Origin of the sequence: Rhizobium glycinendophyticum, from assembly GCF_006443685.1 — a bacterium.
GTDB lineage: Bacteria > Pseudomonadota > Alphaproteobacteria > Rhizobiales > Rhizobiaceae > Allorhizobium > Allorhizobium glycinendophyticum.
In genome coordinates this window covers 1,842,634-1,866,190 of record NZ_VFYP01000001.1, presented here as the reverse complement: position 1 = coordinate 1,866,190, position 23,557 = coordinate 1,842,634, and the positions used below count along the sequence as shown (strand labels likewise).

Sequence of the window (23,557 nt, the reverse complement as noted above, 5' to 3'; positions counted from 1 at the left end):
GAAAATCCCGCTCAAACGCAAGTGCTATTTGGCAATCAGCGCCTGGGTATCGGCACCGTGCTCGGCCGCCAGCTTGCGCAGTTCCGCAAGCTTTGCCTGATACTCGGCTTCCGAGATCGTTCCGGCCTTACGCGCCTTGCTCAGCGCCGTCAGGCGAAACTGCAGCGCCTGCGCCTCCTCGTTCGTCATCTGGACATTGGCCGCGTTCAGCGATCCGGCGAAACTCGGATAACCGTCCGCATAGGTGGGATGCGGCGTGGCGGCCTTAGGCTGGTCGGCATCCTCAACGGTGACTTCGAGTGCAGTTGCTGTCGGAACGGTCGTCGACGCAGGCGCCGACTGGCAGCCGGCACCGGCGCCGAGTGCGACGAGACTAACCAGGGCGGCCTGGCCGCTGCGACCGAAAATAATGCGTAAGCTCTCCACCATGGCCTCGATATTCCGCTCTTCACGCGGTCAAATTGACAATCTGCAAGGGCGCAGCGATCGGTCACCTGCGAAAGACTATGCGCCAATCGCTGGAACTTGTAGTCGTTTTCATGCAGGATAGGCAAACACAAAAGACGCCAGGACAATCCCCGGGAGGACGCCATGGACAGAGTGCGGGACGAGACCGGTGGCGGCGCCGCATTCGATCCGAAGATGATCGAGCCTTACATCATCAAGGATCCCCAGGCCCTTGCCGTCAACGCGGCCAAAGCGCTGGAAAATCTCGGCAAGGCGGCAACGGTCTGGCTGGAGCCCCGGGCCGGCGAACTGCCCGATCCCGCTGCGGAGCCGATGGCGGAGCTGGTGAAGACCATGGGTAAGGTCGCGGAATACTGGATGTCGGACCCGAAGCGGACCTTGGAAGCGCAGACGCATCTGCTCAATGCGGTGTTCGGGGTCTGGAGCCGATCGATGGCGCGATTCGTCGAACCGGACCAGCCGATCGAGGATCCGCTGCCTAAGGACAAGCGGTTTTCCGACGAGGACTGGCAGCGCAATCCCTTCTTCGATTTTCTGCGCCAGACTTATCTGGTCCTATCGCAATGGGCCGAGAAAATGGTGAGTGAAGCGGGTGGCCTCGATGAACACACTCGCCACAAGGCGAATTTCTACATGCGGCAGATCACGGCAGCGCTGTCTCCCGCCAATTTCGTCGCCACCAACCCGCAGCTCTACCGCGAAACAGTTGCGACGAGCGGTGCCAATCTTGTCAAAGGCATGCAGATGTTTGCCGAAGACATTGCGGCCGGCGGCGGCGACCTGCGCATCCGCCAGACCGACACCAGCAAATTTGCCGTCGGTGAGAACATGGCGATTACACCCGGCAAGGTGATCGCCCAGAGCGACGTCTGCGAAGTCATCCAGTATGAGGCGACGACCGAAACGGTGCTGAAGCGCCCTCTCCTGATCTGCCCGCCCTGGATCAACAAATTCTATATCCTCGACCTCAACCCGCAGAAGAGCTTCATCAAGTGGTGTGTCGATCAGGGACAGACGGTCTTCGTCATCTCCTGGGTCAACCCGGACGAGCGGCACGCCAAGAAGGACTGGGAAGCCTATATCCGCGAGGGCGTCGATTTCGCGCTCGACACGGTCGAAAAGGCGACGGGCGAGAAACAGGTCAATGCCATCGGCTACTGCGTCGGCGGCACCCTGCTTGCGGCGGCCCTGGCGCTGCATGCGCAGGAGAAGCGCGAGCGGATCGCAAGCGCAACGCTGTTCACCACGCAGGTGGACTTCACCTATGCGGGTGACCTCAAGGTCTTCGTCGACGAAGAGCAGTTGCACAGCCTCGAAGAGCGGATGCAGGAGACGGGTTATCTCGACGGATCGAAAATGGCGGCGGCTTTCAACATGCTGCGCGCCTCCGAGTTGATCTGGCCTTACTTCGTCAACAACTACCTGAAGGGCCAGGATCCGACGCCGTTCGACCTGCTCTACTGGAATTCCGATTCGACGCGGATGGCAGCCGCCAACCACTCCTTCTACCTGCGCAACTGCTATCTCAACAACACACTCAGCCAGGGGAAAATGGAGCTTGGCGGAAAGCGGCTGTCGCTCAAGGACATCACCATCCCGATCTACAATCTCGCCACCCGCGAGGACCACATTGCCCCGGCAAAGTCGGTCTTCGTCGGCAGCTCGCTGTTCGGCGGTCCGGTCGAGTTCGTCCTGTCCGGCTCGGGTCATATTGCCGGTGTCGTCAATCCCCCCGACAAGACCAAGTACCAGTACTGGACGAACGGACCGGCGGTCGGAAACTATGAGGATTGGGTGGGAACGGCCAAGGAAACGCCGGGCTCGTGGTGGCCGCATTGGCAGAGGTGGATCGAAAGCCTGGATAATGCGCGTGTTCAGGCCCGTAAACCCGGCGGCGATGCGCTAAACGCCATAGCCGATGCACCCGGTCGCAACGTGCTTGTCCGCGTGTAAGCCGTCGGCAGATATCTCCGTGAAATTCGATCCGCCGCTGGTGCCAGCCACGCTCGTCCGCCGTTACAAACGATTCCTGTTCGATGCCGTGCTCGATGACGGTCGCGCCATCACCGGATTTTGCCCCAATACCGGCTCGATGCGGGGCCTGACCACCCCCGGATCGCGGATCTGGCTGTCAGAGCATGATGCGCCGAACCGCAAATACGCGCACGCGTTTGAACTGATCGAGGCCGATGGCACGATTGTCGGGGTCAACACCGCCGTGCCCAACCGGCTGGCTGAAGAAGCTATACTGGCCGGTCTAGTCCCTGCCCTTGCCGATTTCACGGTCCTCAAGCGCGAACAGCGTTACGGTCGCAATTCCCGCATCGACATCCTTCTGGAAGATCCGACAAAGGGCAGCGTCCATGTCGAGGTGAAGAACGTGCATTTCACCCGGACGTCAGGTCTTGCCGAATTTCCCGACAGCGTCACGACACGCGGCGCCAAGCACCTCGACGAGATGGGCGATTTGGTGGAGACCGGGTATCGGGCCGCCATGCTGTTCGTCGTTCAACGAAACGACTGCACGCGCCTGAAGATCTGCAGCGATCTCGACCCCGGTTATGGCCGCGCCTTCAGCCGCGCCATTGCCCGGGGCGTCGAAGCCTATGCCGTCTGCTGCAGGCTCAATCCCAGTGAAATTGCCCCCGAAAGGCTGATCCCGATAGACGAAGCGGGTCTTGGTGGATTATGAACGGCCAAGCCCCCAGATTAGACAGTTCGAAAGCGACTTCATGGTCACCTATATCGACGCGGCCACGGCGCCCCTTAAAAACACCGGCGCCATCCGGCTCTATGATGCCGAAGCCTTCGAGGGCATGCGCCGCGCCTGCCAGTTGACAGCGCGTTGTCTCGACGCACTGGTGCCGATGGTGAAGCCCGGCGTCACGACGGCCGCAATCGATCGCTTCGTCTTCGAATTCGGGGCCGACCATGGCGCCCTGCCCGCTACGTTGAATTATCGTGGCTATAAATATTCCGTCTGCACCTCGATCAATCACGTGGTTTGCCACGGCATGCCCGACGACAAGCCGCTACGCGACGGTGATATCGTCAATATCGACGTGACCTTCCTGCTCGGCGGGTGGCATGGCGATTCGAGCCGCATGTATCCGGTCGGCCAGATCAAGCGGGCGGCGGAACGGTTGATGGAAGTGACGTATGAGTGCCTCATGCGCGGCATCGGCGCCGTCCGCCCAGGCGCGCGCACCGGTGCCATCGGCGAAGCCATCCAGACCTATGCCGAAGCCGAGCGTTGCTCGGTGGTGCGCGACTTTTGCGGCCATGGCGTCGGTCGATTGTTCCACGATAGCCCGAACATCCTGCATTATGGCAAGGCCGACGAAGGCCCGGAGATGCGCGAAGGCATGATCTTCACCATCGAGCCGATGATCAATCTTGGGAAGCCGCATGTGAAGGTGCTCTCCGATGGCTGGACGGCGGTCACTCGCGACCGGTCGCTCACCGCTCAGTACGAACACACTGTTGGCGTCACCGCCACCGGCTGCGAGATCTTCACGCTGTCGCCTGCCGGTCTTGATCGCCCCGGTCTGGGCTGACCAGCCGAAGTCGCCGCCACACGTCGTCGCAACTTGAACTTGCGCGCGGCAGCAGTCGTGTCACTATATCCGCGCGACCGCGTGCCGCTCGACCATGACGGTCAGGATTGGGGTGGCATGACGAGCAAGCTTCCGTTCTCAGACATACCGTTGCGGGGCGACGGTGCGGCGATCCAACAACCAGGCGATCTTTTCGGGCCGGATGGCGTGCTTTCGGGCGACGCCGTCGATGAACGCAGCTTCTTTGCGGAACAGCCGGCTCGCGAAAGCAACCTGGCAAAGGCTGCCTCCACGCGAGCAGCGCTGCAACCGGAAGCGCATTACCTCGGCCATCGCGAGCGGCTGCGGAACCGTTTCCGTGACGGTGGCGAGACGGCCCTTGCCGATTACGAAATCCTCGAACTGCTGCTCTTCCGGCTGATCCCGCGGCGCGACACAAAACCGATCGCCAAGGCGCTCATCGCCCGCTTCGGCACGCTCGGCGGCGTTCTCGGCGCGCCTCCTTCCCTCTTGCAGGAGGTCAAAGGCATCGGCGAAAGCGTGGCGCTCGACCTGAAGCTGATTGCCAGTGTCGCGCAGCGCATGCTGAAAAGCGAATTGCGCGAAAAGCAGGTGCTCTCGTCCTGGTCGTCAGTGATCGACTACTGCCACGCCGCCATGGCCTATGAGACGACCGAGCAGTTTCGAATCCTCTTCCTCGACAAGCGCAATGTGCTGATCGCCGACGAGATCCAGGGACGTGGGACGATCGACCACACCCCCGTCTATCCACGTGAAGTGGTGAAACGTGCGCTGGAACTCTCGGCAACCGCGATCATCCTCGTGCACAACCACCCGAGCGGGGATCCGACACCATCAAGGGCAGACATCGAAATGACCCGTACGATCGTCGATACCGCTAAGCCACTCGGCATCACCGTTCACGATCACATCATCATCGGCAAGGACGGCCATGCCAGTTTCCGTGGGCTTCGGCTGATCTGATCCGGCACGCCTCTCAGGACCGCCTCGGGTTCCGAAGAAAAATGCAAATCCGGGCATTGTCGCTGCGGCGATAATGAAACGGTTAGATTGCCCTGATATGCTTTGTGAGCGACATTGCACCGCAGCATTACTTCTGGCGAATCGAAGGCACCCCCATGAACCAGTATGACCTCGTCGTGATTGGCAGCGGACCAGCCGGCCGCCGGGCCGCGATCCAGGCGGCAAAGCTGGAAAAAAAGGTTCTCGTGATCGAGAAGGGAACGCGCGTCGGCGGCGTGTCCGTGCATACCGGCACGATCCCCTCGAAGACCCTGCGCGAGACGGCGCTAAACCTGACAGGCTGGCGTGAGCGTGGTTTCTACGGCCGCAGCTATCGTGTGAAGCAGGAAATCAAGGCGGAGGATCTTCGGCGCCGGCTGCTGATCACGCTCGATCATGAAGTCGAGGTCCTCGAACATCAATTTTCGCGCAATCGCGTGACTCAGTTGCGCGGTACCGCGCGATTCCTCGATCCGCATACCATTGAAGTGACGAAAGATGACGGCGAAATCCTGCATGTGCAAGCGCAGTCGGTTCTGCTTGCCGTGGGAACTCGCCCCTTCCGGCCAAGCCATATCCCCTTCGACGGCGCCCATGTGCTCGACAGCGATGAAATCCTTGAGATCAAGGATCTTCCGAGATCGATGATCGTCATCGGCGCCGGCGTCATCGGCATCGAATATGCGACAATTTTCTCGGCGCTGGACACCGCCGTGACCGTGGTCGAGCCGCGTGACACCATGCTCGACTTTATCGACAAGGAAATTGTCGAAGACTTCACCTACCAGCTGCGTGACCGCAACATGAAGCTGATCTTCGGACAGACGGTGCAAACCGTAGAAAAGGTCGACGGCAAGTGTCGAGTCACATTGAAGAACGGTCGCGTACTGATGGCCGAAATGGTCCTCTATGCCGCCGGCCGGGTCGGCGCCATCGACACGCTGAATCTGCCGGCCATCGGGCTCGAAGCGGACAATCGCGGACGCCTCAAGGTCAATCCCGAAACCTTCCAGACGGCGGTGCCGCATATCTACGCGGCTGGTGACGTCGTTGGTTTTCCTTCGCTTGCCTCAACCTCGATGGAACAGGGCCGCATCGCCGCCCGCCATGCGGTCGGTGCACCAGCGCACGAACCGCCGCAATTCTTTCCCTATGGCATCTATGCCGTACCTGAAATCTCCACCTGCGGCCTCACCGAAGAGGAAGTCATCCAGCGTGGCATTTCCTATGAAACTGGGATCGCGCATTTCCGCGAGACCTCACGCGGCCATATCATGGGCCTCGACAGCGGCATGCTGAAGATGATCTTTTCGCACAAGACGCGCCGCCTGCTGGGCGTCCACATCGTCGGTGAAGGGGCGACCGAACTCGTGCATATCGGCCAGGCTGTGCTCAACCTCAAGGGCACGGTGGAATATTTCGTCGAGAACACCTTCAACTACCCGACCCTTGCGGAAGCCTACAAGATCGCCGGGCTCGACGCCTGGAACCGGATGGGTGAATTGAAGGTGGAGAAGATCGATCGCAAGGCGGCCGAATAAACCTGTGGCTGCAGATCTGTCTTAGCGCAGAAGTCTCCCTTGCAGACCTCCTGCAACGGCTGACGCGCGGCGCGACTCGTGCCAAGGTTGCGCCCTTCAATCCGCCGTCCTCGGCCACGTTGGCTGCTACCGCAGCAGAGACCTTTTCATGTTTTCATCCTTCGGCCAGATTGCCGGTCGCCCACAACTGCTCATCCTCTCTCTGATGATCTTCGCCCAAGGTTCGGCCTTCGGGGCAACGGTCCCTTATCTGTCGGTGACGGCAATCGGCAGTCTGGGGATGAGCGACCAGTCCTATTCGCTGCTGGTACTCGTGTCGTCGGTCTCCGCCGTCACCATCAGCGTCTCGCTCGGCATTCTCTCGGACATGCTGGGCAATCGGCGACACATGCTGATCGCGATGTCGGCACTGGGAGTCGTCGGTTACGGCGCGATCTATTTCTTCCCGTCCATCCCGGTCTTTCTCGGCGCCACCTCCCTCGTTGTGCCGTTCTTTTACGCCACGAGTTCGCTGCTGTTTGCCAGCGCGCGGCTGGAAACCGGCGACCTTGACCAGGGCGATGCCGCTGCCATCAACGCCACCTTGCGCGCCATCGTCTCTGCGGCCTGGGTGCTGACACCTGCGGGGCTCGGTCTGGCGCTAGGCGCATCGGGCAGCATGATCGGCGCCTGGGGGCTTGCGTCGCTGTTCTGCCTCTTCATTCTCATCTGTGCCCTTTTCGCGTTGAAGCCCAACGGCAGCCGGCCAGTGCGGGACACCAAAGCGCCCGGCTTTTTCGCTGCTCTCAAAGAACTCGCCGCGCCCGATATGCTCATTCGCATGTTCTCGATCGCGGCGATCACCTCGACGCTGCGCCTGAGTAGTACGATCTGGCCGCTGATCCTGACCCTGAAGCTCGGCGGCAAGACCGCCGATGTCGGCCTGATCGCGGGTATGACGGCGCTGACCGAGATCCCATTCATGTTGATGTGGGCGCATCTTCTCAAGCGCCTCAGCATTATCCGCATCATCGTCACAGCAGCGCTCGGCTATGGCGGCTACATGGTCGCACTCAGCTTCGCAGCAGCGCCCTGGCATATCTATGCGCTGGCGCTGCCGGCGGCGGCATTCGCCGCAGCTCTGCTCGCGATACCGCTCAATTATTTCCAGGATCTGTTTCCCGGACGGCCAGGCCTCGGCACCGCTTTCCTACCGATCAACTCGTTTCTCGGAAACGGGCTCAACGCGGCGGCCTTTGCGATCGGGTCGTATTTTCTCGGCTATTCGGGCACCGCCTGGCTTGGGCTGATCCTGGCGGTTCTTGGTGTGGTTGGCCTGCTGTCGGTGGAACGGCGCGTCGCCAGGATCGCCTGATCGTTCGTCCGAAATGTCGTCTCTGCCGATGAAACAGTCTGTCACCCAGCCGGCCCTATGGCACGGCGCAGGTCGATGCCATCTAGGGTGCAACTCTCGTTTACGCAGGCTTGATCATCATGAAAAAAATCGGCTTCCTCTCCTTCGGCCATTGGTCGCCCTCACCACAATCGGGCACACGCTCGGCGCAGGATACACTGCTGCAGTCGATCGATCTTGCCGTCGCTGCCGAAGAACTTGGCGCTGACGGTGCCTATTTCCGCGTCCACCACTTCGCTCGCCAGCTCGCATCGCCCTTTCCGTTGCTCGCCGCCATCGGCGCACGCACCACGAAGATCGAGATCGGGACAGGCGTCATTGATATGCGCTACGAAAACCCGCTGTACATGGCCGAAGATGCGGGAGCCGCCGACCTCATCTCCCGCGGTCGGCTACAGCTGGGCATCTCCCGCGGCTCTCCGGAGCAGGTGATCGAAGGCTGGCGCTATTTCGGTTATCAGCCGGAAGAAGGCCAGAGCGATGCCGACATGGGACGCCGCCATGCCGAAGTGTTCCTCGACGTGCTGAAGGGCGAGGGATTTGCCAAGCCCAATCCACGTCCGATGTTCCCCAACCCGCCGGGCCTGTTGCGTCTGGAGCCGCATTCGGAAGGTCTGCGCGAGCGAATCTGGTGGGGATCAGGCTCGAACGCGACGGCTGTCTGGGCAGCGCAGCAGGGCATGAACCTACAGAGCTCGACGCTCAAGGATGACGAGACGGGCGAGGCCTTCCATGTGCAGCAGGCCAAGCAGATCCGCGCCTATCGCGAAGCCTGGAAGGACGCGGGTCACAGCCGTACGCCGCGCGTTTCCGTCAGCCGCTCGATCTTTGCCATCGTCAATGACATGGACCGCGCCTATTTTGGCCAAAGCAAGGACCAAGATTCGATCGGCTTCATCGACGAGAACACGCGCGCGATCTTCGGCCGTTCCTATGCCGCCGAACCCGACAGGCTGATTGAAGAACTGAAGCGCGACGAGGCAATCGCCGAAGCTGACACGCTGCTCCTCACTGTGCCGAACCAGCTTGGCGTCGCCTACAATGCGCATGTGATCGAAGCGATCCTAACCCATGTCGCACCAGCCCTCGGCTGGCGCTGAGAATTACCACAGCGTCCGGGTCAGAACTTGAGGATCTCGCCGTCTTCGGGAATGAGCAGACGGTCGGCGCTTCGCGCGCCGGCCGCAGTCAGGCGCCTGATGTCGGCACGCGATACTGTCGCATGGTCGACGGCGTCCAGATGGGTCACGACAACCGTTGCACCGGTCGCCATTCGGGCTGTTTCAAGCACCATATCACCGTCCATGACCAGTGGCCCCTTGCCGTCCCACTGCGCACCGCAGCCATGCACCACGACCACGGCCGGACGCTCGCGTTCGAGTACCGCCTCGACCGGTGGACAGAGGATCGTGTCGCCGGCCCAGTAGAGCAGCGGTTCATCGAGGGCTGAGAGCAGGAAGCCGCTCACCTCGCCCATGTCACCAAGGACCTCGGGTGGACCGTGCTGACCGTCCGTCGTGCGGACATGAACTTGCCCGAAGTCAATTCCCTCGCCCACCTCCAGCACTTGCTCAAAGCCCATGGCCCTGATCGCATCCGCATCGCGACCATGGCAGAGAATCGGCATGCCCCTCGGGATCACCCTCTGTGCCACCTCGTCGAAATGGTCGGAATGCAGGTGGGAGACCAATACCGCGTCGACACCCTCGAGGATGTCTGCGACAGGCAGTGACAGGCCCACCAAGGGCGATTGCACGCGACCGGAATAGCTACGGCCCTTCCCCTTCCCAGCCAACCAAGGGTCGATCAGCAGGCGTGTATCGGCCATCTGGACAATGAGGGTCGCACTTCGAATGAGCTGGATCTGCATCCCCTATCATCCTTTCCCAAAAGGTAACGACGTTTGCATTCCCCGCCGCCAGAATGCGAAAAAGCCGCCCGCAAGGGACGGCTTTTCCTGAATTGCATCAAAGCACGAAGATTACTCGGCGTCGCCTTCGGCGGCCTTCTTCTTCGCAGCTGCCTTCTTCTTCGGAGCGGCTTCTTCGCCTTCGGCAGCGTCGTCAACCTTGGCAGCGGCCTTCTTCTTCGAAGCGGCCTTCTTCGGCTTGTCGCCTTCCTCGGCGTCTTCAGCGAGCAGCTCTTCCTTGGTCACGGTCTTGTCGGTGACGGTGACGTCAGCCAGCAGCTTGTCGATGACCTTTTCTTCGAAGATCGGAGCGCGCAGCGAAGCGGCGGCACCAGGCGTCTTGCGGAAGAATTCCAGGATTTCCTTTTCCTGGCCCGGGAACTGCTGCAGCTGTGCGAAGAGCGAACGCTGCATTTCCTCGTCGGTCACTTCGATGCCGGCCTTTTCGCCGATTTCGGAGAGAACGAGGCCGAGGCGAACGCGGCGCTCGGCGAGCGTGCGGTATTCTTCGCGAGCTGCTTCTTCCGTCGTGTCTTCGTCAGCGAAGGTCTTGCCGGACTGGGCGAGATCGGTGTTGATCTGGCGCCAGATGTTGTCGAACTCGGCGTCGATCAGCTTCGACGGGGCTTCGAACTTGTAGATCGCGTCGAGCTGGTCGAGGATCTGACGCTTGATCTTCTGGCGGGTTACGTTGCCGTATTGGCTTTCGATCTGGCCGCGAACGATTTCCTTCAGCTTCTCGACCGATTCGACGCCGAGCTTGGTCGCGAGGTCGTCGTTGATTTCGGTCGCAGCCGGAGCTGCCACTTCCTTCACGGTGATGTCGAAGGTGGCTTCCTTGCCGGCGAGGTTGGCAGCCGGATATTCAGCCGGGAAGGTCACGGTGATGACCTTTTCGTCGCCAGCCTTCAAGCCGACCAGCTGCTCCTCGAAGCCCGGGATGAAGCGGTTCGAGCCGATGACCAGCTCTGCGTCTTCGTCCTTGCCACCGTCGAAGGGAACGCCATCGACCTTGCCGAGGTAATCCATGGTGACGCGGTCGCCATCGGCGGCCTTGCCCTTCTTGGTCTCGAAGGTGCGGGCGCTTTCGGCGATCTTGAGGATCTGCTCGTTGATCTCGTCTTCCGAGATCTCGACCACTTCGCGGGTGACCTTGATGCCGTCAACCGACTTCAGTTCGATCGCGGGGATGATCTCGTAGGAGAGCGTGAATTCGAGGTCGGCCTGGGCGTTCAGGATCTTCTCGGCTTCGGCTTCGTCCTCGGTCATGGCGATTTCCGGCTGGGTCGCCGACTTTTCGCCGCGCTCCGACAGGATCGCGCTCGGGCGGTCGCGGATGATCTCGTTGACGAGTTCAGCCATGATCGACTTGCCGTACATCTTCTTGACGTGCGAGACCGGCACCTTGCCCGGGCGGAAGCCGTTGATCCGGACCTTGTCCTTCACATCAGCCAGACGCTCGTTCATCTGCTGTTCCATGTCCTTGGCCGGGATCACGACCTTGATTTCGCGCTTCAGCCCTTCAGCGAGCGTTTCGATAACCTGCATGTTCTTACCTTCATGTCGTGGCGGCCGTGCTCGGGCAGCCGGTGGTTTCACTGAGCACGACGCCGGAATTCATTTATCCGGACGTGGCTGCGTCGCAATCAAACATTCTGCCAAGCAAAACGGCGCCGGATGGTCAGAGCCACAATATTTGCGTCTCATATCCATCCCGCGCGGCTAAGCTGGTGCGGGTAGAGAGACTTGAACTCCCACGCCTTGCGGCACCAGAACCTAAATCTGGCGTGTCTACCAATTTCACCATACCCGCGTCCAAAAGCGCATGCTGCGTTCGCGCATGGCCCCTCCGGAGCGCGCGTCTCTATAACACCCGTTTTTGCCCACGCAAAGGAAAAATGACAGGGTCGCGGGGCGGCCAAAGCCGGTTCCACAGGCATTGCAGCGCGATCTATAATGCAGTCAGTAGAGCGGTTCCTCGTAAAGCGGATCGCCATCGAGCATCAGGGCGCGAATCTGTGCGACGCCCTCGTCGGAAACACGCACTGCAACAGATACGCGGCCTTCATTGCGCCCATCCTCGATCGGCCGCCCCTCTCCTTCCGGCACGTAATAGCGCTCGATGCCATAAGACAGAAAAAGACTGCTCCCCTCAGCCCATTGCCAATCGGAAAACTGGATTGGTTGGGAGTGCAGGATCACAGAACCTTCTTCAGTCTGCAACGGCTCGGTCGAGGCTTCGGCGACCGTCCAGAATCCGTCGACGCCCGGCTTTATGCGAACCTCCACACTGCCTGAGCTTCCGTCCGTGGGTTTCGGCCCTTTGAACAGGGATACCGGGACCGTCGCGATGTCATAGGACAGCACGACATAATCACCGCGCAGAAGATCGCGCGGGTCGACGGGGGCCGTCTTCAGCAGCACTTCCGTGCCAGACCGCAGGATAGACGCCCTCCCCTCGATCATGAAGCCCAGAATGGCGGTTTGCGCGACCGCAACGAGGAGCGCAACAGCGGCAAATGGCTTGGTGGCGATCATGGGGTCACCTCTGCTGAGCGGTTGGAAAAGCGCTTTTCGAGGCGGACGACGACGAAGGCAAGCAGCGCCATGACGAGACCCGAAAGCAGGAAGAAAGCAGATGTGCCGAGAATGCTGTCGATTGTCTCGTAGGACAGATACAGCACCTCGGCGGCGAAGGCCGCATAGCTCAGAAACCGCACCGCACCGTTGTCACGGCCTTCTAGCGCGATGGCGGCGATCGCGAGGGCGACGATGATGACGCCCAAAACGGCGATAGACATTGCATCAAGGAGTTGCGCCTGCACGAAAGAGAATGCCGTGAACGCCAGCAGCAGCGCGTAGAAGGTGGCGGAGGTCCCAAGTCTTTGATGGATCGCTGCCAGCGGTGAGCGCGGGACAGCAAGCAGGAAAAAGACCAGACCTGCCGCAAGCGCAATGGAAAGGGACCAGGTGATTTGCCTGTCGATGATGGCAATCCACCAAATCCACGAAAGCAGCAGAAGATAACCAAAATGCTTGGCGCGATAGCCGCCCGTCCAGTGGGCCAGCGCAAAGATTGCCAAAGCGCCGAAGGCTGGCCACCAAGCCCAGAGACCATGCCCGCCGACATCCCAGCCGAAACTGTCGAACCCGCCGCCGAAGGCGACAAGGGACAAGGCGCCGGCCACCACCGCGAGCGCACCGGAGCGGAAGAGTCCGGCCGAGACGGCGGTCACAACGAACCAAAGCAACATCGCCGAGAAGGTGTCGCCCGAGAGATGATAGAGTTGGCCGATCAGTGCGATTGCGCCGCCGAAGGCGGCTGCACCGAGCACCAGCGACGCTGCGACGATCCTGTCGGCGCTGCGCATGCGAGCGACGATCGCGATTGTGTGGAATATCCAGATCAGGCCGATAATGCCCGCCACCTTGACCAAGCGGGGGATGGCCTCCCAGTTGGCCGCGACCAGCATCAGGATGGATGCCGCGATCAAAACGGCCGCGAACATTGAGAGGACGGTGCCGATACTGAAGCGGTCTCCTCTTAGATCCACATCATCGAGCAGCCGTTTTGCTGTCGATGCGTCGAGCAACCCGCGCTTCGTCCAGTCCTCCAGATCGTTTTTCAGTCTACCGCGATACATTAGCCGTCACCCCCATGCCGTTCGCTGCCAATTTGCTATTGGTCTCAGGCAAACTCAAGCCTTGGGCCATCCGGACCGCGTCTCGTTCGATGCTCTCGGCGCCCATGCGCAAACCGCATGCCTTCCATGCCAATATTGCACTGCACAAGACTGTAAGTGGCGCTTATATTCACTCTCAACAGAGCGGCGGTTTACGGCGCTCAGAGCTTCGACCCGCACCTCCTCCTCCCAATGCGGGATCGATTGATCGGCGACACTCCTCCTCCCAGTCGCCGATCTCAACAATAACGCTCACCGGACCTCCTCCCCCGGTGAGCGTTATTTTTTGTCTTCGCGCGCCGCTGCGCTTCCATCCCCCCGAGACTGAAATGCCCCCCGGTCAGAGGCGAAGCCGTCGTTCATGCAAACGCTCAAAAAACCATCAATTAACAATGCGTTAAATCGTTTGATATGCGCTAGGCGCATGGGTGCTCTGTTGCATTATGTCTTCAATGATTTCGCAACGCAGCATATATTCAGCTCAACAAATTCGAAGGGGCCCACGGATGGGTCCAACCACCAAAGAGGTAGATCCCATGAACATCGCTCGCTCGCTCACCAACTGGCGCAAGTATCGTCAGACCATTACTGAACTCGGCCGCATGTCGGACCGTGAACTGCGCGACCTCGGCATCGGCCGTGAAGACATCCGTCGCGTTGCCCGTCACGCCGTCAACGGCTGATCGGCCCCGGCTTCGGCTGGATCAATAAAATACAGAAACCCCGGATCTGGCAGCAGATCCGGGGTTTTTGCTGTCTATCGTATCGCTGGCCTCACAGCCGGCTCCGCCTGATCAGTCCTCCTTGACCGAGGCGATCACATCGTGGATCAACTCGAGCACGGCGTCAGCTTCGATGTCGGTGCAAATCTTCTGGCTCGGCAGATCACCATCCCATTCGGAGGGACCGAATCCACGGCCATCCGGCTTCTGGATCGTCTGACCATCGGCAATGCCGCCGCAGACGACGCGGATCGGGCCAGACCGGGTCTTGAAAAGTTCCGGTGCCACGACATAGACGCAGGCGCAGCTGTCATGCACGACCATGCCGTCGTCGACCAAGCCCTCGTAGAAGTCGATGTAGAACTGCGAGAGGTCGAAGAGCAGCCGGGCGCGGCTAGAGCCTGCCGCATCGCGGATATCGGCGAGCTGCGAACGCGTCATCACCGTCTTCATGGTGACGTCGAGCCCGACCACGACCACCGGCCACTTTGCCGTCATGACGATATCGGCGGCTTCCGGGTCGCCATGGATATTGGCTTCCGCCGCCGGCGTGACATTGCCGTTGCAATCGAAGGCGCCACCCATGATGACGATCTCCTTCACGAGACCGACAATCTCCGGGTCTTCCTTCAGCGCATTGGCGAGATTCGTCATGCGCCCCACGGCGACGATGGTCACCTCGCCCGGATTGGCGCGGACCGTCTCGACGATGAAGCGATGGGCAGGCCGTGGATCGGGATGCACATCCGTGACCTCGGGCACGCCGATATTACCCAGCCCGTCATCGCCATGGATGAATTTCGGAGGCTCGTGGACGCGATGGGGAATGAAGGTCTCGCCAGCGCCGCGAGCGACAGGGGCGTCAATCTTCCATTCGCGCTTCAGAAACAGCGCATTGCGCGTGGTCACGTCGATCTCGGCATTGCCGAAGACCGTGGTGATGCCGAGCAGGTCGATCTCCGGATGATGGTGCAGGAAGAGGAGCGCCATGGCGTCGTCGACGCCCGGATCCGTATCGAAGATGACCTTATGCATGGGAGAAGTCCTTTTCTTGTTGTTGTTTATCGGCGTCCGCCGGGCGGGCGCGACGATAGCCCCGAAGCGCAACAGCGGGAAGACGGGCGATCAGGCGCTCGCCTTCTTCTTTTTCCCGACATTGCGCAGGACGTGGCTGAAATCGGAATTGTAGAGGTCGCTGTCGCGAAACTCGACATGGCCGAACACCTTGCCGACCATGATCAGCGCCGTCCGGGTGATCTTCGCCTTGCGCACTTCCTCCGCCATATCCTTCAGCGTCGTGCGGATGAAGAGTTCATCCGGCCAGGTGGAACGATAGGCGATCACGACAGGGCAATCCTCGCCATAATAGGGCGACAGGGTATCGCGGATATGGGTGAGATTGCGGATCGACAGGTGGATCGCAAGCGTCGCCCGCGACTTGCCGAGGATCTCCAGCGTCTCAAATTCCGGCATCGAAGATGCCTTCATCTCGGTGCGGGTGACGATGACCGTCTGGGCGATTTCCGGCAAAGTGAGCTCGGTCTTCAGGCGTGCTGCGGTCGCAGCGAAGGCCGGTACGCCGGGGACGACGTCATAGGGAATGCCTGCCGCATCGAGCCGTCGCATCTGTTCGGCGATTGCACCATAGATCGACGGGTCGCCGGAATGCACACGGGCGACATCCTCGCCGCGCGCATGGGCTGCCTCGATTTCGGCGATGATCTCGTCGAGATGCATGGGAGCCGTGTCCCTGACGAGGGCATCTTCAGGGGCCGCCTTGACGATCTCCTCCGGCACCAGCGAGCCCGCATAGAGGCACACCGGGCAGCGCTCGATGAGCCGCAGGCCGCGTACGGTGATCAGATCGGGGGCTCCGGGGCCGGCGCCAATGAAATAGACGGTCATGCTTCACTTCCCTTCATGCCACTGTCTGCCTTCCCCGAATAACCACGAGGCGTGTAAACCCAGGTCTTGCCGTCGCCAGTCGTCACCGTCCGGCTCTCGGACGAGCCGACCACTACGACGGTCAGCATGTCGACATCGTCGACGTTCAACTCGCCCAGCGGCACGGTGCGAACGTTTTCGCCCTCGCGGCCAAGATTGGTGGCGAGGATGACCGGCGTCGTCGCCGGGCGATATTTCAGCAAATCGTCCCGGGCGTAAGCCAGCTGCGTGCGGCGCTTCATCGATACCGGGTTGTAGAAGGCGATGACGAAATCGCCCTCGCCTGCCGCCTTCACCCGGCGCTGGATATGCTCCCAGGGAGTCAGAAGGTCCGACAGCGAGATGGTGCAGAAATCATGGCCGAGCGGCGCGCCGATGCGGGCGGCGGCAGCCTGGAGTGCGGAGATGCCGGGCGAGACCTGCACTTCGATCCGGCTTGCGGCATCGGTGATGCCGCCCTTATCGAAGAGTTCGAAAACCAGCGTCGCCATGGCATAGATGCCGGCGTCACCAGAACAAACCAGCGCCACCGTCCTGCCCTCGCCCGCCAGTTCCATGGCATGCACGACGCGCGCCTCTTCCTTGCCGAGGTCGAAATCGTGACGGGTCTTGCCGTCCGCCAGAGGCCCGAGCAGATCGAGATAGAGGGAGTAACCGACGAGATCGGTGGAGGCCGCGACCATGCGCGAGACCTCGGGCGACCGCCAGCCGTCCGAGCCCGGGCCGATGCCGACAACGAAAAGCGTGCCCCGGGCACGGCCAATCGTCTTCGGGTCCACGATGTCTGCAGCGCTCGCGATCGCGGCCGTGGCGCCCTTCGACTTGATCTTTTCGACGACGAGTTCGCCAGCAGCGCCGACAGCAGCAAGGGCCGCCCCTTCCGCCACGCCGTGGCAGCCGACTTCGGCGAAGACGACTTCGGAGGGGTTCTTCAGACGCGGTGCTTCGGCTTCGAGCGTCGCTGCGTCAAAGAAGCGGGCCGGCACGCCGAAATGGGCGGCCGCCGCATGGATCGCCGTCTCATCTGCCTTCAGGTCGATCGAGCAGACGGCCGCCAGGCTTTCCCTCGCAAAACCTCCCTTGGCGAGTGCTTCCTCGGCGAGCGCGATGGCCTCTTCCGGCTTTGCATGCCGCTCGCAGCCCATGCCGAGCACCAGCGTCTTCGGATGATAGACGAGTTCCAGCTCGCCGGCGGTCTTCTGTTGGTCGGTCACGGTGAGCGTCACGCGGGCCTCTTGTTGGAATGGAAGTCGGGATTGGATGAGCCAGGCGGCGATACCCCCTCTCCCCGCCTGCGGGGAGAGGGCCGGGGTGAGGGGCAGGTCTTGCGCACCGGGCTCAATCAGCCCCTCATCCGCCCTTCGGGCACCTTCTCCCCGCAGCCGGGGAGAAGGAAGGTCCAGCCGCACACCCGCCCCCGCGACGAGCTCTGCCATGACGGCCTTGGCATTCTGCGGATTGGCAAGCGCATAACCATAAGGCGGCTGATCGAGTGCCACGCCAAACTTGAGATCACCCGCTGTGGTAATCGCGGCATGGGCGCCAAGCGCCGAGGCAATCTGCCGTGCGAGATCATTGGCACCATGATGACCGCCGAGCAATGGCACAACGGAAGAACCGTCCTCGGCGACGGCGAGCACCGGGGGCTCGGCGTGTTTGTCTGACAGCAGCGGCGCGAGCAGCCGGATCAGAGCGCCGGAGGCCATCACGGCGACGATCGGCCGACCGGCGGAAAACAGCGTCTGGACATGGTCCTTGGCAGAGGAAAACCGGATATCAGCGTCCGTCACGCGGGAGGAGGCACCGTGCAGCTCGCCATCAAGTTCCGCCGCAATGCGGCGGCCAAGCGAAGCGGCTGCCTCACTGAGGATGACGACGACCGGTTTCACCGGGGATGCCACGATACCCGCCATCAGGCCCCGCTTCCCAGCGTCTTGGCGAGTGCCGGATGCCAGCGCTCCTCACCCTTGTAGATCAGGATCATCGAGAAATAGGGCGCGGTGTCCTCGGACACCTCGCCGAGCGGCGTCAGCTTCTGTTCGGCAAGGCTGACCCGCTCCGCGTATCCGGCCTGGGCCGTCAGCCCGAGGCTTTGGATCAGCGCGCGGATCCGCGCAAAATGCCGGCCAAGCTTGATAATGGCAACGGCGCCGGAGGCCTCGATGCGGGCTGAAAGCTCTTGATCCGAAAGAGGTCCCGGCAGCACCGTCAGCACGTCGTTGCGGGCCGCGAGCGGGCGACCGAGGCCAGCGGCGGCGGCCATCATCGAGGAGACACCCGGCACGACCTCGGTCGGATACCGGTCGGCAAGGCGCTCGAAGAGATACATGAAGGAGCCGTAGAAGAAGGGGTCACCCTCACAGAGCACGGCGACATCGGAGCCCGCATCGAGATGATGTGACAGCGTCTCCGCGGCCTGGGTATAGATGTCCTGGGCCGGAAAACGCTCGACGCGCATTGGCACGATGATCGGCACTTCCAGCTGGGCGGCCGTCAGATAGGGAGCGGCGATCTGGCGAGCAAAGCTTGGGCCGGTATCGGGCGCCGGATAGGCCACGACCGGGCAGCTGGTCAGAATGCGATGCGCCTTCAGCGTCAACAGTTCCGGATCGCCGGGGCCGAGACCAAGGCCATAGAGTTTACCGGTCATGTACGCTGCTCCTGGATTGCCAATTGCCCCTGATCCGCCCTTCGGGTACCTTCTCCCCGCAGGCGGGGAGAAGGCCGGTGCGGCCAGCGTTTTGCCTCCTTCTCCCCGTTCACGGGGAGAAGGTCCCGGCAGGGGGATGAGGGGCCAAGTCGCAATGTCATCCGCCCTCCCCCTTCACGACCGTCCACATCGTTACCGGCATCAGCGACTTCCAGCCGCAATAGCGACCAACCGGGGCCGCGCGCGCCACCTGAATGCGGGAGAGATCTCCGCCATGGAGGCTGCGAAGCTCGACAAGCTTGGCCTCGCCTTCGATCGTAACGGCGTTCGCGACCAGACGCCCGCCGGGGGCAAGCGCTGCCCAGCAGGCCTCGAACAGTCCCTCGCCGCTGATGCCGCCGCCGATGAAGATCACGTCCGGGGTCTTCAAACCCGCAAGAACGATTGGCGCTTCGCCGTCGACGATCTCGAGATCGGGCACGCCGAGGATTTCGGCATTCTCGCGGATCATCGCCAGCCGTTCGGGCTTGGCCTCGATCGCGGTCGCCCTGGTGCCCATGCCTGATCGCATCCATTCAATCGCAATCGAGCCGCAGCCGGCGCCGACATCCCAGAGACGGGCATTCGGAAAGGGCGCGAGCTGGGCCAGCGTTGCCGCGCGGATCTCACGTTTCGTGAGCTGCCCGTCGTGACGGAAGGCCTCGTCGGGCAGGCCCGGCACCGGTGCCAGCAAAGGCCCGTCCCAGGCGCAATCGATTGCCAGCGTGTTGAAATCCGAAATGACCGGGCAGGTCTCCGCCATTTCGAGCGCCGTCATGCGCAGCAAGCGCTCCCTCGTCCCGCCCATGTGTTCGAGCACATGCACAACGGAGGCACCAAAGCCGCGCTCGGCGAGCAGCACGGCGGCTGCCTGCACGGTCGACGCATCCGAGGTCAGGGCCAGGATACGGGCGCGCGGCATGACATGCCGATTTAGGAAGGCGAGCGGGCGGCCATGCAGCGAGATCTGCGTCACCGATTGCAGCGGCCAGCCCAGCCTAGAAGCGGCGAGCGAAAAGGCCGATGGGCTCGGCAGCACGAACATTTCTTCGGCCGCCACATAGCGCCGAAGCGTCGCGCCGATGCCGAAATGCATGGGGTCGCCGGTGGCGAGCACCGTAACCGGCGTACCGCGCAGCTTCAGGATTTCGGAGAGCGTCTCGCGGAAGCCCGCCCCCCAGGTCAGAATGCGTTTCAGATCCGGCAGGCTCGACCCGTCGATGACCGCATCCAGCCGCTCGCCGATGACGAGCGTTTCCGCCTGCCAGACGATGGCCTGGGCCTCCGGCGTCAGGCTTTCGAGCCCATTGTCGCCGATGCCGATGATGGTGAGCCAGGGCGTGTGGGTTGCATCAGACATTGGTGCCGAGCCCTCCCGCCAAAGCATTGACGGCAGCCGAGGCCATGGCCGAGCCGCCCCGGCGACCACCCACCGCGATATAGGGAATGCCTCTGGAATTCGCGATCAGTTCGTCCTTGCTTTCGGCGGCCCCCACGAAGCCAACGGGAAAACCGAGGATGATCGCCGGCTTCGGCGCGCCGGCGTCGATCCGTTCTAGCAGGCGGAAGAGCGCCGTCGGCGCATTGCCGATCGCGACCACGGCGCCAGCAAGATGTTCGTCCCAGAGATCGACCTGGGCGGCGGAGCGGGTATTGCCGATTTCGTCCGCCTTCGGCCGCACGCGCTCATCGTTCAGGAGGCAAAGGATCTGGTTCTCGGCCGGCAGCAGGCGGCGAATCACGCCGTGGCGGACCATCTCGACATCGACCAGAACCGGCGCGCCCTTCTCCAGCGCTGCGGCGCCGGCTTCGAAAGCGCCATCGGACCAGCTGACATCATCGGCGAGATCGACCATGCCGCAGGCATGGATGAGGCGGATGACCAGCGGCTGGAGGACCGGCGGGAAACGGTCGAGGGACGCTTCCTCGCGGATGGTGGCGAAGGACTGCCGATAGATTTCGGCGGGGTCGCGGATGTAGTCGAGAGGTGCGTTCATGGGGAATACCCCCCTCTGTCGCTGCGCGACATCTCCCCCACAAGGGGGGAGAGTGGGGTGTGCCGTGCGGCCGCGTCAGGGACAGCCGCAACAGCACTGGATTGAGCCCCGGGAGTTTTCCGTTTGCCAGGAACGGCAAGGGGGATCTCGGCGGCGACCGAAATCCGCTCTCCCCCCTTGTGGGGGAGAAGGCCGGCAGGCCAGAGGGGGGTGTCATCGCCCGCAACATCCAGTTCCCGATGCCCGATACCGAGCACCCAGCCCTCCTCGGCAAGCGCGGTCGCAACCTCCTCGTCTGACAGCATCGGCGGTCGATCCAGCAACGCCGCAAGACGGCCATCCGCATCGAAGCGAGCGAAAGCCTCGGCGACGGTGCGAACCTGAGCCTGGTCCTTCACCTCGTCCTGTGCGGCCAGCGTGAAGAGCGAGGGATAGATCTCGGCGAAGACGACGGGCTTTTCGAAAGTGGTGGCAAAACCGGTCTCGAATGGCCAAACGACAATGTGTTCTCCGTGGCCGCTGTCGTCGAGAAAGCGCGACAGTCTGGCGATGCCAAGCAGGGTCTGGCTACCGACAGACCCGTTATAGGTCAGCTGCCAAACCGATTTCGCCCCCTTGGCGAACTGCTCCGAGCGGCGGAAGGCGAGCGGGGCGTTTGTGGACGCGGGCGGCTTCTTGTCCGAGAGATCGGCATAGACATGCTGATGCGGCCGTCCCCAGAAGCGCGGCTCGCCGGGAAAATGCCTGGCGTTCCAGCGCGAGGCGAGGTCGAAGCGGTTGTTGCGGTTGTCGGGCGCATCCTCGATTTCGTCGGCGATCTTGCGCCAGAGAGCCCGCCAATCCTCGCTGCCCGTCAGCCGCTCGGCAGTACCCGCCGGATAGCCGAAGGCAAAGTCGAAGCCGCAAAGCAGGCGTTCGCCTTCAGCGACGGTTGCGCCGACCACGGCATCGAGCCGCTGCATGAAGGCATGACGGGTCGGAAAATTCTCGATCCACTCCATCGCATGACCATCGCCCTCGCGCCGGGCGAGACACGCCCAGAGCGAGTTCTTGCCGGTGACCGGTTGCCCGGCCCCCGACCAGTCAACGATCAGGATGCGATCGAAGAGCGGCATTACTTTTTCTTCTGCATCGACTTCGGCCCCAGCGGATGGTCCGCATGGGGGTATGGCGCGTGGTGATGATGGTGCCCATGGTCGTGACTATGGCCATGGGCATGGCTGTGGTCGTGCCCATGATCATGGTCATGGGCATGGTGGCCGCAGCCACAATTCGGTCCATGCTCGTGATGGGCCGCCTTGCCCGAGGACGGGGCGTCCATCACCGCCTGCAGTTCGGCATCCGGGGCCTGGTCCTTCAGAGCAGCATATTTGCCGCCAAGGGTGAAAGACGGCGCATAGTCGAAGGTCTCACCGACCGGTACGGGCGTAAGCGGTGCCGGATCGGCATGGCTGTGCACCGGCGTCCAGGGAAGACCATGCTCGCGGCAAAAATCGGGATCGCGGCAGGAGGCATCACAATCGCCCTTGCACGGACAGTTTTCCAGGCCGCCACCAATACCCTCGACATGGTGGTGATGGCTTTCCTGCGGCTGGCCAACATCGGCTTCGAATCCGAGCACCTGTTCGCGATACTTGCACATCTGGCAGTTCATCACCGCCGCGCCCTCAAGGATCTCCTTGACGCGGTCCTGGAAGGCGTCGAGCACCAGCGGGTGGTCGTTCAAATAGCTTGCCTTGACGAACTGGATCTCCGGATGCCGCGCCGCGACCTCGTCGGTATAACTATAGATGCGCTTCACCAGGACGCCAGTGAACAGGAAGTAGGGGAAGACGACGATGCGCTTGTAGCCAAGCTTGGCGGCATGGGTCAGGCCGGGCTCGACCAACGGGAAGGTGACGCCCGAATAGCAGGTCTCGCCCCAGCCGAAGCCCATGCCTTCCCAGAGCATGCGCATCACCTTGGTGGCATTGGAATTGGCGTCCGGATCGGACGAACCGCGACCGACGACCATCAGCAGCGTCTCGTGCTTGTCGACGAAGCCGAGCGTTTCATTCGCCTCGTCGACGGCCGTCTGGATGCGGTCGCCGGCAGCCCGGATCATCTTCAGATCGATGCCAAGCTCGCGACCGTAATTGATGACGAAATCCTTGTGCTGCGCCTGATAGGTATTGAGCACCGAGGGGATGTCGTTCTTGGCGTGACCGGCGGCAAAGAGCATGCCTGGAACCGCCAGGACGCGCGTGACGCCCTGTTCGCGCAGGCTGTCGAGGCCAGCAGAAATTACCGGATTGCAGAATTCGAGATAGCCATATTCGACCGGCATATCGGGATTGCGGGCGCGCAGCGCCTCCGCGATCACGGCGAATTCCTTTGCCGCGTTCTGATTGCGGCTGCCGTGGCCGCAGACCATGATTCCGAGTTTTTCCGCCATGAGATAAAGGCCTCCATGCTTCGTTTTTCTTCCTGTACGAAGCGCCGGACTTATCGCGCCTTGCGGCACGGTCCATGGCCTTTGGGACAGCTCCGGAATTGGCCCCCTGATTGGGTCGGCCGCACCGGACTATTTCCAGCCTGTCGAACAGGCGCCGTCGCACATTGTCATGAGCTTTATCGGAGGCTTATCGAACG

21 protein-coding genes and 1 tRNA gene are annotated in these 23,557 nt (G+C 61.9%); 8 read left to right on the top strand and 14 right to left on the bottom strand.

Going from position 1 to position 23,557, the window contains the following annotated elements:
* Positions 1-24 precede the first annotated feature (24 nt).
* Positions 25-429 (bottom strand): SHOCT domain-containing protein, encoded by a 405-nt coding sequence (locus tag FJQ55_RS09140; protein ID WP_140827344.1) that lies wholly within the window; start codon positions 427-429, stop codon positions 25-27.
* A 162-nt stretch (positions 430-591) separates the two neighbouring features.
* Here FJQ55_RS09140 and FJQ55_RS09135 point away from each other — a divergent pair, with 162 nt between their 5' ends.
* From FJQ55_RS09135 to FJQ55_RS09105, 7 genes are all read left to right on the top strand, one after another.
* Positions 592-2,421: a PHA/PHB synthase family protein gene (locus FJQ55_RS09135; protein ID WP_140827343.1), complete on the top strand. Its 1,830-nt coding sequence runs from the start codon at positions 592-594 to the stop codon at positions 2,419-2,421.
* Between the two features lie 19 nt (positions 2,422-2,440).
* Positions 2,441-3,160, top strand: a complete 720-nt coding sequence (gene sfsA, locus FJQ55_RS09130; protein ID WP_140827341.1) for a DNA/RNA nuclease SfsA — start codon at positions 2,441-2,443, stop codon at positions 3,158-3,160.
* Positions 3,161-3,200: 40 nt separating this feature from the next.
* The gene (gene map, locus FJQ55_RS09125) at positions 3,201-4,025 is read left to right on the top strand and encodes a type I methionyl aminopeptidase (protein ID WP_140827340.1); all 825 of its coding nucleotides are present in this window, start codon (positions 3,201-3,203) and stop codon (positions 4,023-4,025) included.
* 117 nt (positions 4,026-4,142) lie between these two features.
* Entirely contained in the window at positions 4,143-5,009 is an 867-nt protein-coding gene (gene radC / locus FJQ55_RS09120) for a RadC family protein (protein WP_246085057.1), read from the top strand.
* Positions 5,010-5,164: 155 nt separating this feature from the next.
* Positions 5,165-6,589 (top strand): Si-specific NAD(P)(+) transhydrogenase, encoded by a 1,425-nt coding sequence (gene sthA, locus FJQ55_RS09115; protein WP_140829175.1) that lies wholly within the window; start codon positions 5,165-5,167, stop codon positions 6,587-6,589.
* A gap of 148 nt (positions 6,590-6,737) precedes the next feature.
* Entirely contained in the window at positions 6,738-7,943 is a 1,206-nt protein-coding gene (locus FJQ55_RS09110; protein WP_140827338.1) for an MFS transporter, read from the top strand.
* A gap of 119 nt (positions 7,944-8,062) precedes the next feature.
* Positions 8,063-9,082 carry an LLM class flavin-dependent oxidoreductase gene (locus tag FJQ55_RS09105; protein WP_140827336.1) on the top strand — a complete coding sequence of 340 codons (1,020 nt, stop codon included), beginning with the start codon at positions 8,063-8,065 and terminating at the stop codon, positions 9,080-9,082.
* A gap of 20 nt (positions 9,083-9,102) precedes the next feature.
* Here the strand turns inward: FJQ55_RS09105 and FJQ55_RS09100 are convergent, their stop codons facing one another.
* From FJQ55_RS09100 to FJQ55_RS09080, 5 genes are all read right to left on the bottom strand, one after another.
* Positions 9,103-9,852 (bottom strand): MBL fold metallo-hydrolase, encoded by a 750-nt coding sequence (locus FJQ55_RS09100; RefSeq protein ID WP_140827334.1) that lies wholly within the window; start codon positions 9,850-9,852, stop codon positions 9,103-9,105.
* Between the two features lie 111 nt (positions 9,853-9,963).
* A complete protein-coding gene (gene tig / locus FJQ55_RS09095; RefSeq protein ID WP_140827332.1) occupies positions 9,964-11,439 on the bottom strand; it encodes a trigger factor in 1,476 nt (491 codons plus the stop codon).
* 180 nt (positions 11,440-11,619) lie between these two features.
* Positions 11,620-11,704 (bottom strand) — tRNA-Leu (locus tag FJQ55_RS09090).
* A 149-nt stretch (positions 11,705-11,853) separates the two neighbouring features.
* Positions 11,854-12,429: a GDYXXLXY domain-containing protein gene (locus FJQ55_RS09085; RefSeq protein WP_140827331.1), complete on the bottom strand. Its 576-nt coding sequence runs from the start codon at positions 12,427-12,429 to the stop codon at positions 11,854-11,856.
* The gene (locus tag FJQ55_RS09080; protein WP_140827329.1) at positions 12,426-13,535 is read right to left on the bottom strand and encodes a DUF2157 domain-containing protein; all 1,110 of its coding nucleotides are present in this window, start codon (positions 13,533-13,535) and stop codon (positions 12,426-12,428) included. The genes FJQ55_RS09085 and FJQ55_RS09080 overlap by 4 nt, the downstream gene beginning before the upstream one ends.
* Before the next feature lie 575 nt (positions 13,536-14,110).
* Here FJQ55_RS09080 and FJQ55_RS09075 point away from each other — a divergent pair.
* Entirely contained in the window at positions 14,111-14,257 is a 147-nt protein-coding gene (locus tag FJQ55_RS09075) for a DUF1127 domain-containing protein (protein WP_082511230.1), read from the top strand.
* A gap of 111 nt (positions 14,258-14,368) precedes the next feature.
* Here the strand turns inward: FJQ55_RS09075 and FJQ55_RS09070 are convergent, their stop codons facing one another.
* The 8 genes from FJQ55_RS09070 to FJQ55_RS09035 form a co-directional block, all read right to left on the bottom strand.
* On the bottom strand, positions 14,369-15,331 hold the full coding sequence (locus FJQ55_RS09070; protein WP_140827328.1) for a nucleoside hydrolase: 963 nt from the start codon (positions 15,329-15,331) through the stop codon (positions 14,369-14,371).
* 90 nt (positions 15,332-15,421) lie between these two features.
* Entirely contained in the window at positions 15,422-16,201 is a 780-nt protein-coding gene (cobM, locus tag FJQ55_RS09065; protein ID WP_140827327.1) for a precorrin-4 C(11)-methyltransferase, read from the bottom strand.
* Positions 16,198-18,153 (bottom strand): precorrin-3B C(17)-methyltransferase, encoded by a 1,956-nt coding sequence (gene cobJ / locus FJQ55_RS09060; protein WP_140827325.1) that lies wholly within the window; start codon positions 18,151-18,153, stop codon positions 16,198-16,200. The genes cobM and cobJ overlap by 4 nt, the downstream gene beginning before the upstream one ends.
* Positions 18,153-18,890, bottom strand: a complete 738-nt coding sequence (cobI, locus tag FJQ55_RS09055) for a precorrin-2 C(20)-methyltransferase (protein WP_140827323.1) — start codon at positions 18,888-18,890, stop codon at positions 18,153-18,155. The genes cobJ and cobI overlap by 1 nt, the downstream gene beginning before the upstream one ends.
* Before the next feature lie 157 nt (positions 18,891-19,047).
* Positions 19,048-20,289 carry a precorrin-6y C5,15-methyltransferase (decarboxylating) subunit CbiE gene (cbiE, locus tag FJQ55_RS09050; protein ID WP_140827321.1) on the bottom strand — a complete coding sequence of 414 codons (1,242 nt, stop codon included), beginning with the start codon at positions 20,287-20,289 and terminating at the stop codon, positions 19,048-19,050.
* Positions 20,282-20,926 (bottom strand): precorrin-8X methylmutase, encoded by a 645-nt coding sequence (locus tag FJQ55_RS09045; RefSeq protein WP_140827319.1) that lies wholly within the window; start codon positions 20,924-20,926, stop codon positions 20,282-20,284. Before FJQ55_RS09045 ends, cbiE begins: the two co-directional genes overlap by 8 nt.
* Positions 20,923-22,041 carry a cobalamin biosynthesis protein CbiG gene (locus FJQ55_RS09040; RefSeq protein WP_140827317.1) on the bottom strand — a complete coding sequence of 373 codons (1,119 nt, stop codon included), beginning with the start codon at positions 22,039-22,041 and terminating at the stop codon, positions 20,923-20,925. Before FJQ55_RS09040 ends, FJQ55_RS09045 begins: the two co-directional genes overlap by 4 nt.
* Complete coding sequence (locus FJQ55_RS09035) at positions 22,041-23,360, bottom strand: sirohydrochlorin chelatase (protein ID WP_140827316.1); 1,320 nt, start codon at positions 23,358-23,360, stop codon at positions 22,041-22,043. The genes FJQ55_RS09040 and FJQ55_RS09035 overlap by 1 nt, the downstream gene beginning before the upstream one ends.
* Positions 23,361-23,557: the final 197 nt, after the last annotated feature.

Coding starts and splice junctions, on each gene's coding strand:
- FJQ55_RS09140 (WP_140827344.1), bottom strand. CDS start 429: ATGGTGGAGAGCTTACGCATTATTTTCGGTCGCAGCGGCCAGGCCGCC.
- FJQ55_RS09135 (WP_140827343.1), top strand. CDS start 592: ATGGACAGAGTGCGGGACGAGACCGGTGGCGGCGCCGCATTCGATCCG.
- map (WP_140827340.1), top strand. CDS start 3,201: ATGGTCACCTATATCGACGCGGCCACGGCGCCCCTTAAAAACACCGGC.
- radC (WP_246085057.1), top strand. CDS start 4,143: ATGACGAGCAAGCTTCCGTTCTCAGACATACCGTTGCGGGGCGACGGT.
- sthA (WP_140829175.1), top strand. CDS start 5,165: ATGAACCAGTATGACCTCGTCGTGATTGGCAGCGGACCAGCCGGCCGC.
- FJQ55_RS09110 (WP_140827338.1), top strand. CDS start 6,738: ATGTTTTCATCCTTCGGCCAGATTGCCGGTCGCCCACAACTGCTCATC.
- FJQ55_RS09105 (WP_140827336.1), top strand. CDS start 8,063: ATGAAAAAAATCGGCTTCCTCTCCTTCGGCCATTGGTCGCCCTCACCA.
- FJQ55_RS09100 (WP_140827334.1), bottom strand. CDS start 9,852: ATGCAGATCCAGCTCATTCGAAGTGCGACCCTCATTGTCCAGATGGCC.
- tig (WP_140827332.1), bottom strand. CDS start 11,439: ATGCAGGTTATCGAAACGCTCGCTGAAGGGCTGAAGCGCGAAATCAAG.
- FJQ55_RS09085 (WP_140827331.1), bottom strand. CDS start 12,429: ATGATCGCCACCAAGCCATTTGCCGCTGTTGCGCTCCTCGTTGCGGTC.
- FJQ55_RS09080 (WP_140827329.1), bottom strand. CDS start 13,535: ATGTATCGCGGTAGACTGAAAAACGATCTGGAGGACTGGACGAAGCGC.
- FJQ55_RS09075 (WP_082511230.1), top strand. CDS start 14,111: ATGAACATCGCTCGCTCGCTCACCAACTGGCGCAAGTATCGTCAGACC.
- FJQ55_RS09070 (WP_140827328.1), bottom strand. CDS start 15,331: ATGCATAAGGTCATCTTCGATACGGATCCGGGCGTCGACGACGCCATG.
- cobM (WP_140827327.1), bottom strand. CDS start 16,201: ATGACCGTCTATTTCATTGGCGCCGGCCCCGGAGCCCCCGATCTGATC.
- cobJ (WP_140827325.1), bottom strand. CDS start 18,153: ATGGCGGGTATCGTGGCATCCCCGGTGAAACCGGTCGTCGTCATCCTC.
- cobI (WP_140827323.1), bottom strand. CDS start 18,890: ATGACCGGTAAACTCTATGGCCTTGGTCTCGGCCCCGGCGATCCGGAA.
- cbiE (WP_140827321.1), bottom strand. CDS start 20,289: ATGTCTGATGCAACCCACACGCCCTGGCTCACCATCATCGGCATCGGC.
- FJQ55_RS09045 (WP_140827319.1), bottom strand. CDS start 20,926: ATGAACGCACCTCTCGACTACATCCGCGACCCCGCCGAAATCTATCGG.
- FJQ55_RS09040 (WP_140827317.1), bottom strand. CDS start 22,041: ATGCCGCTCTTCGATCGCATCCTGATCGTTGACTGGTCGGGGGCCGGG.
- FJQ55_RS09035 (WP_140827316.1), bottom strand. CDS start 23,360: ATGGCGGAAAAACTCGGAATCATGGTCTGCGGCCACGGCAGCCGCAAT.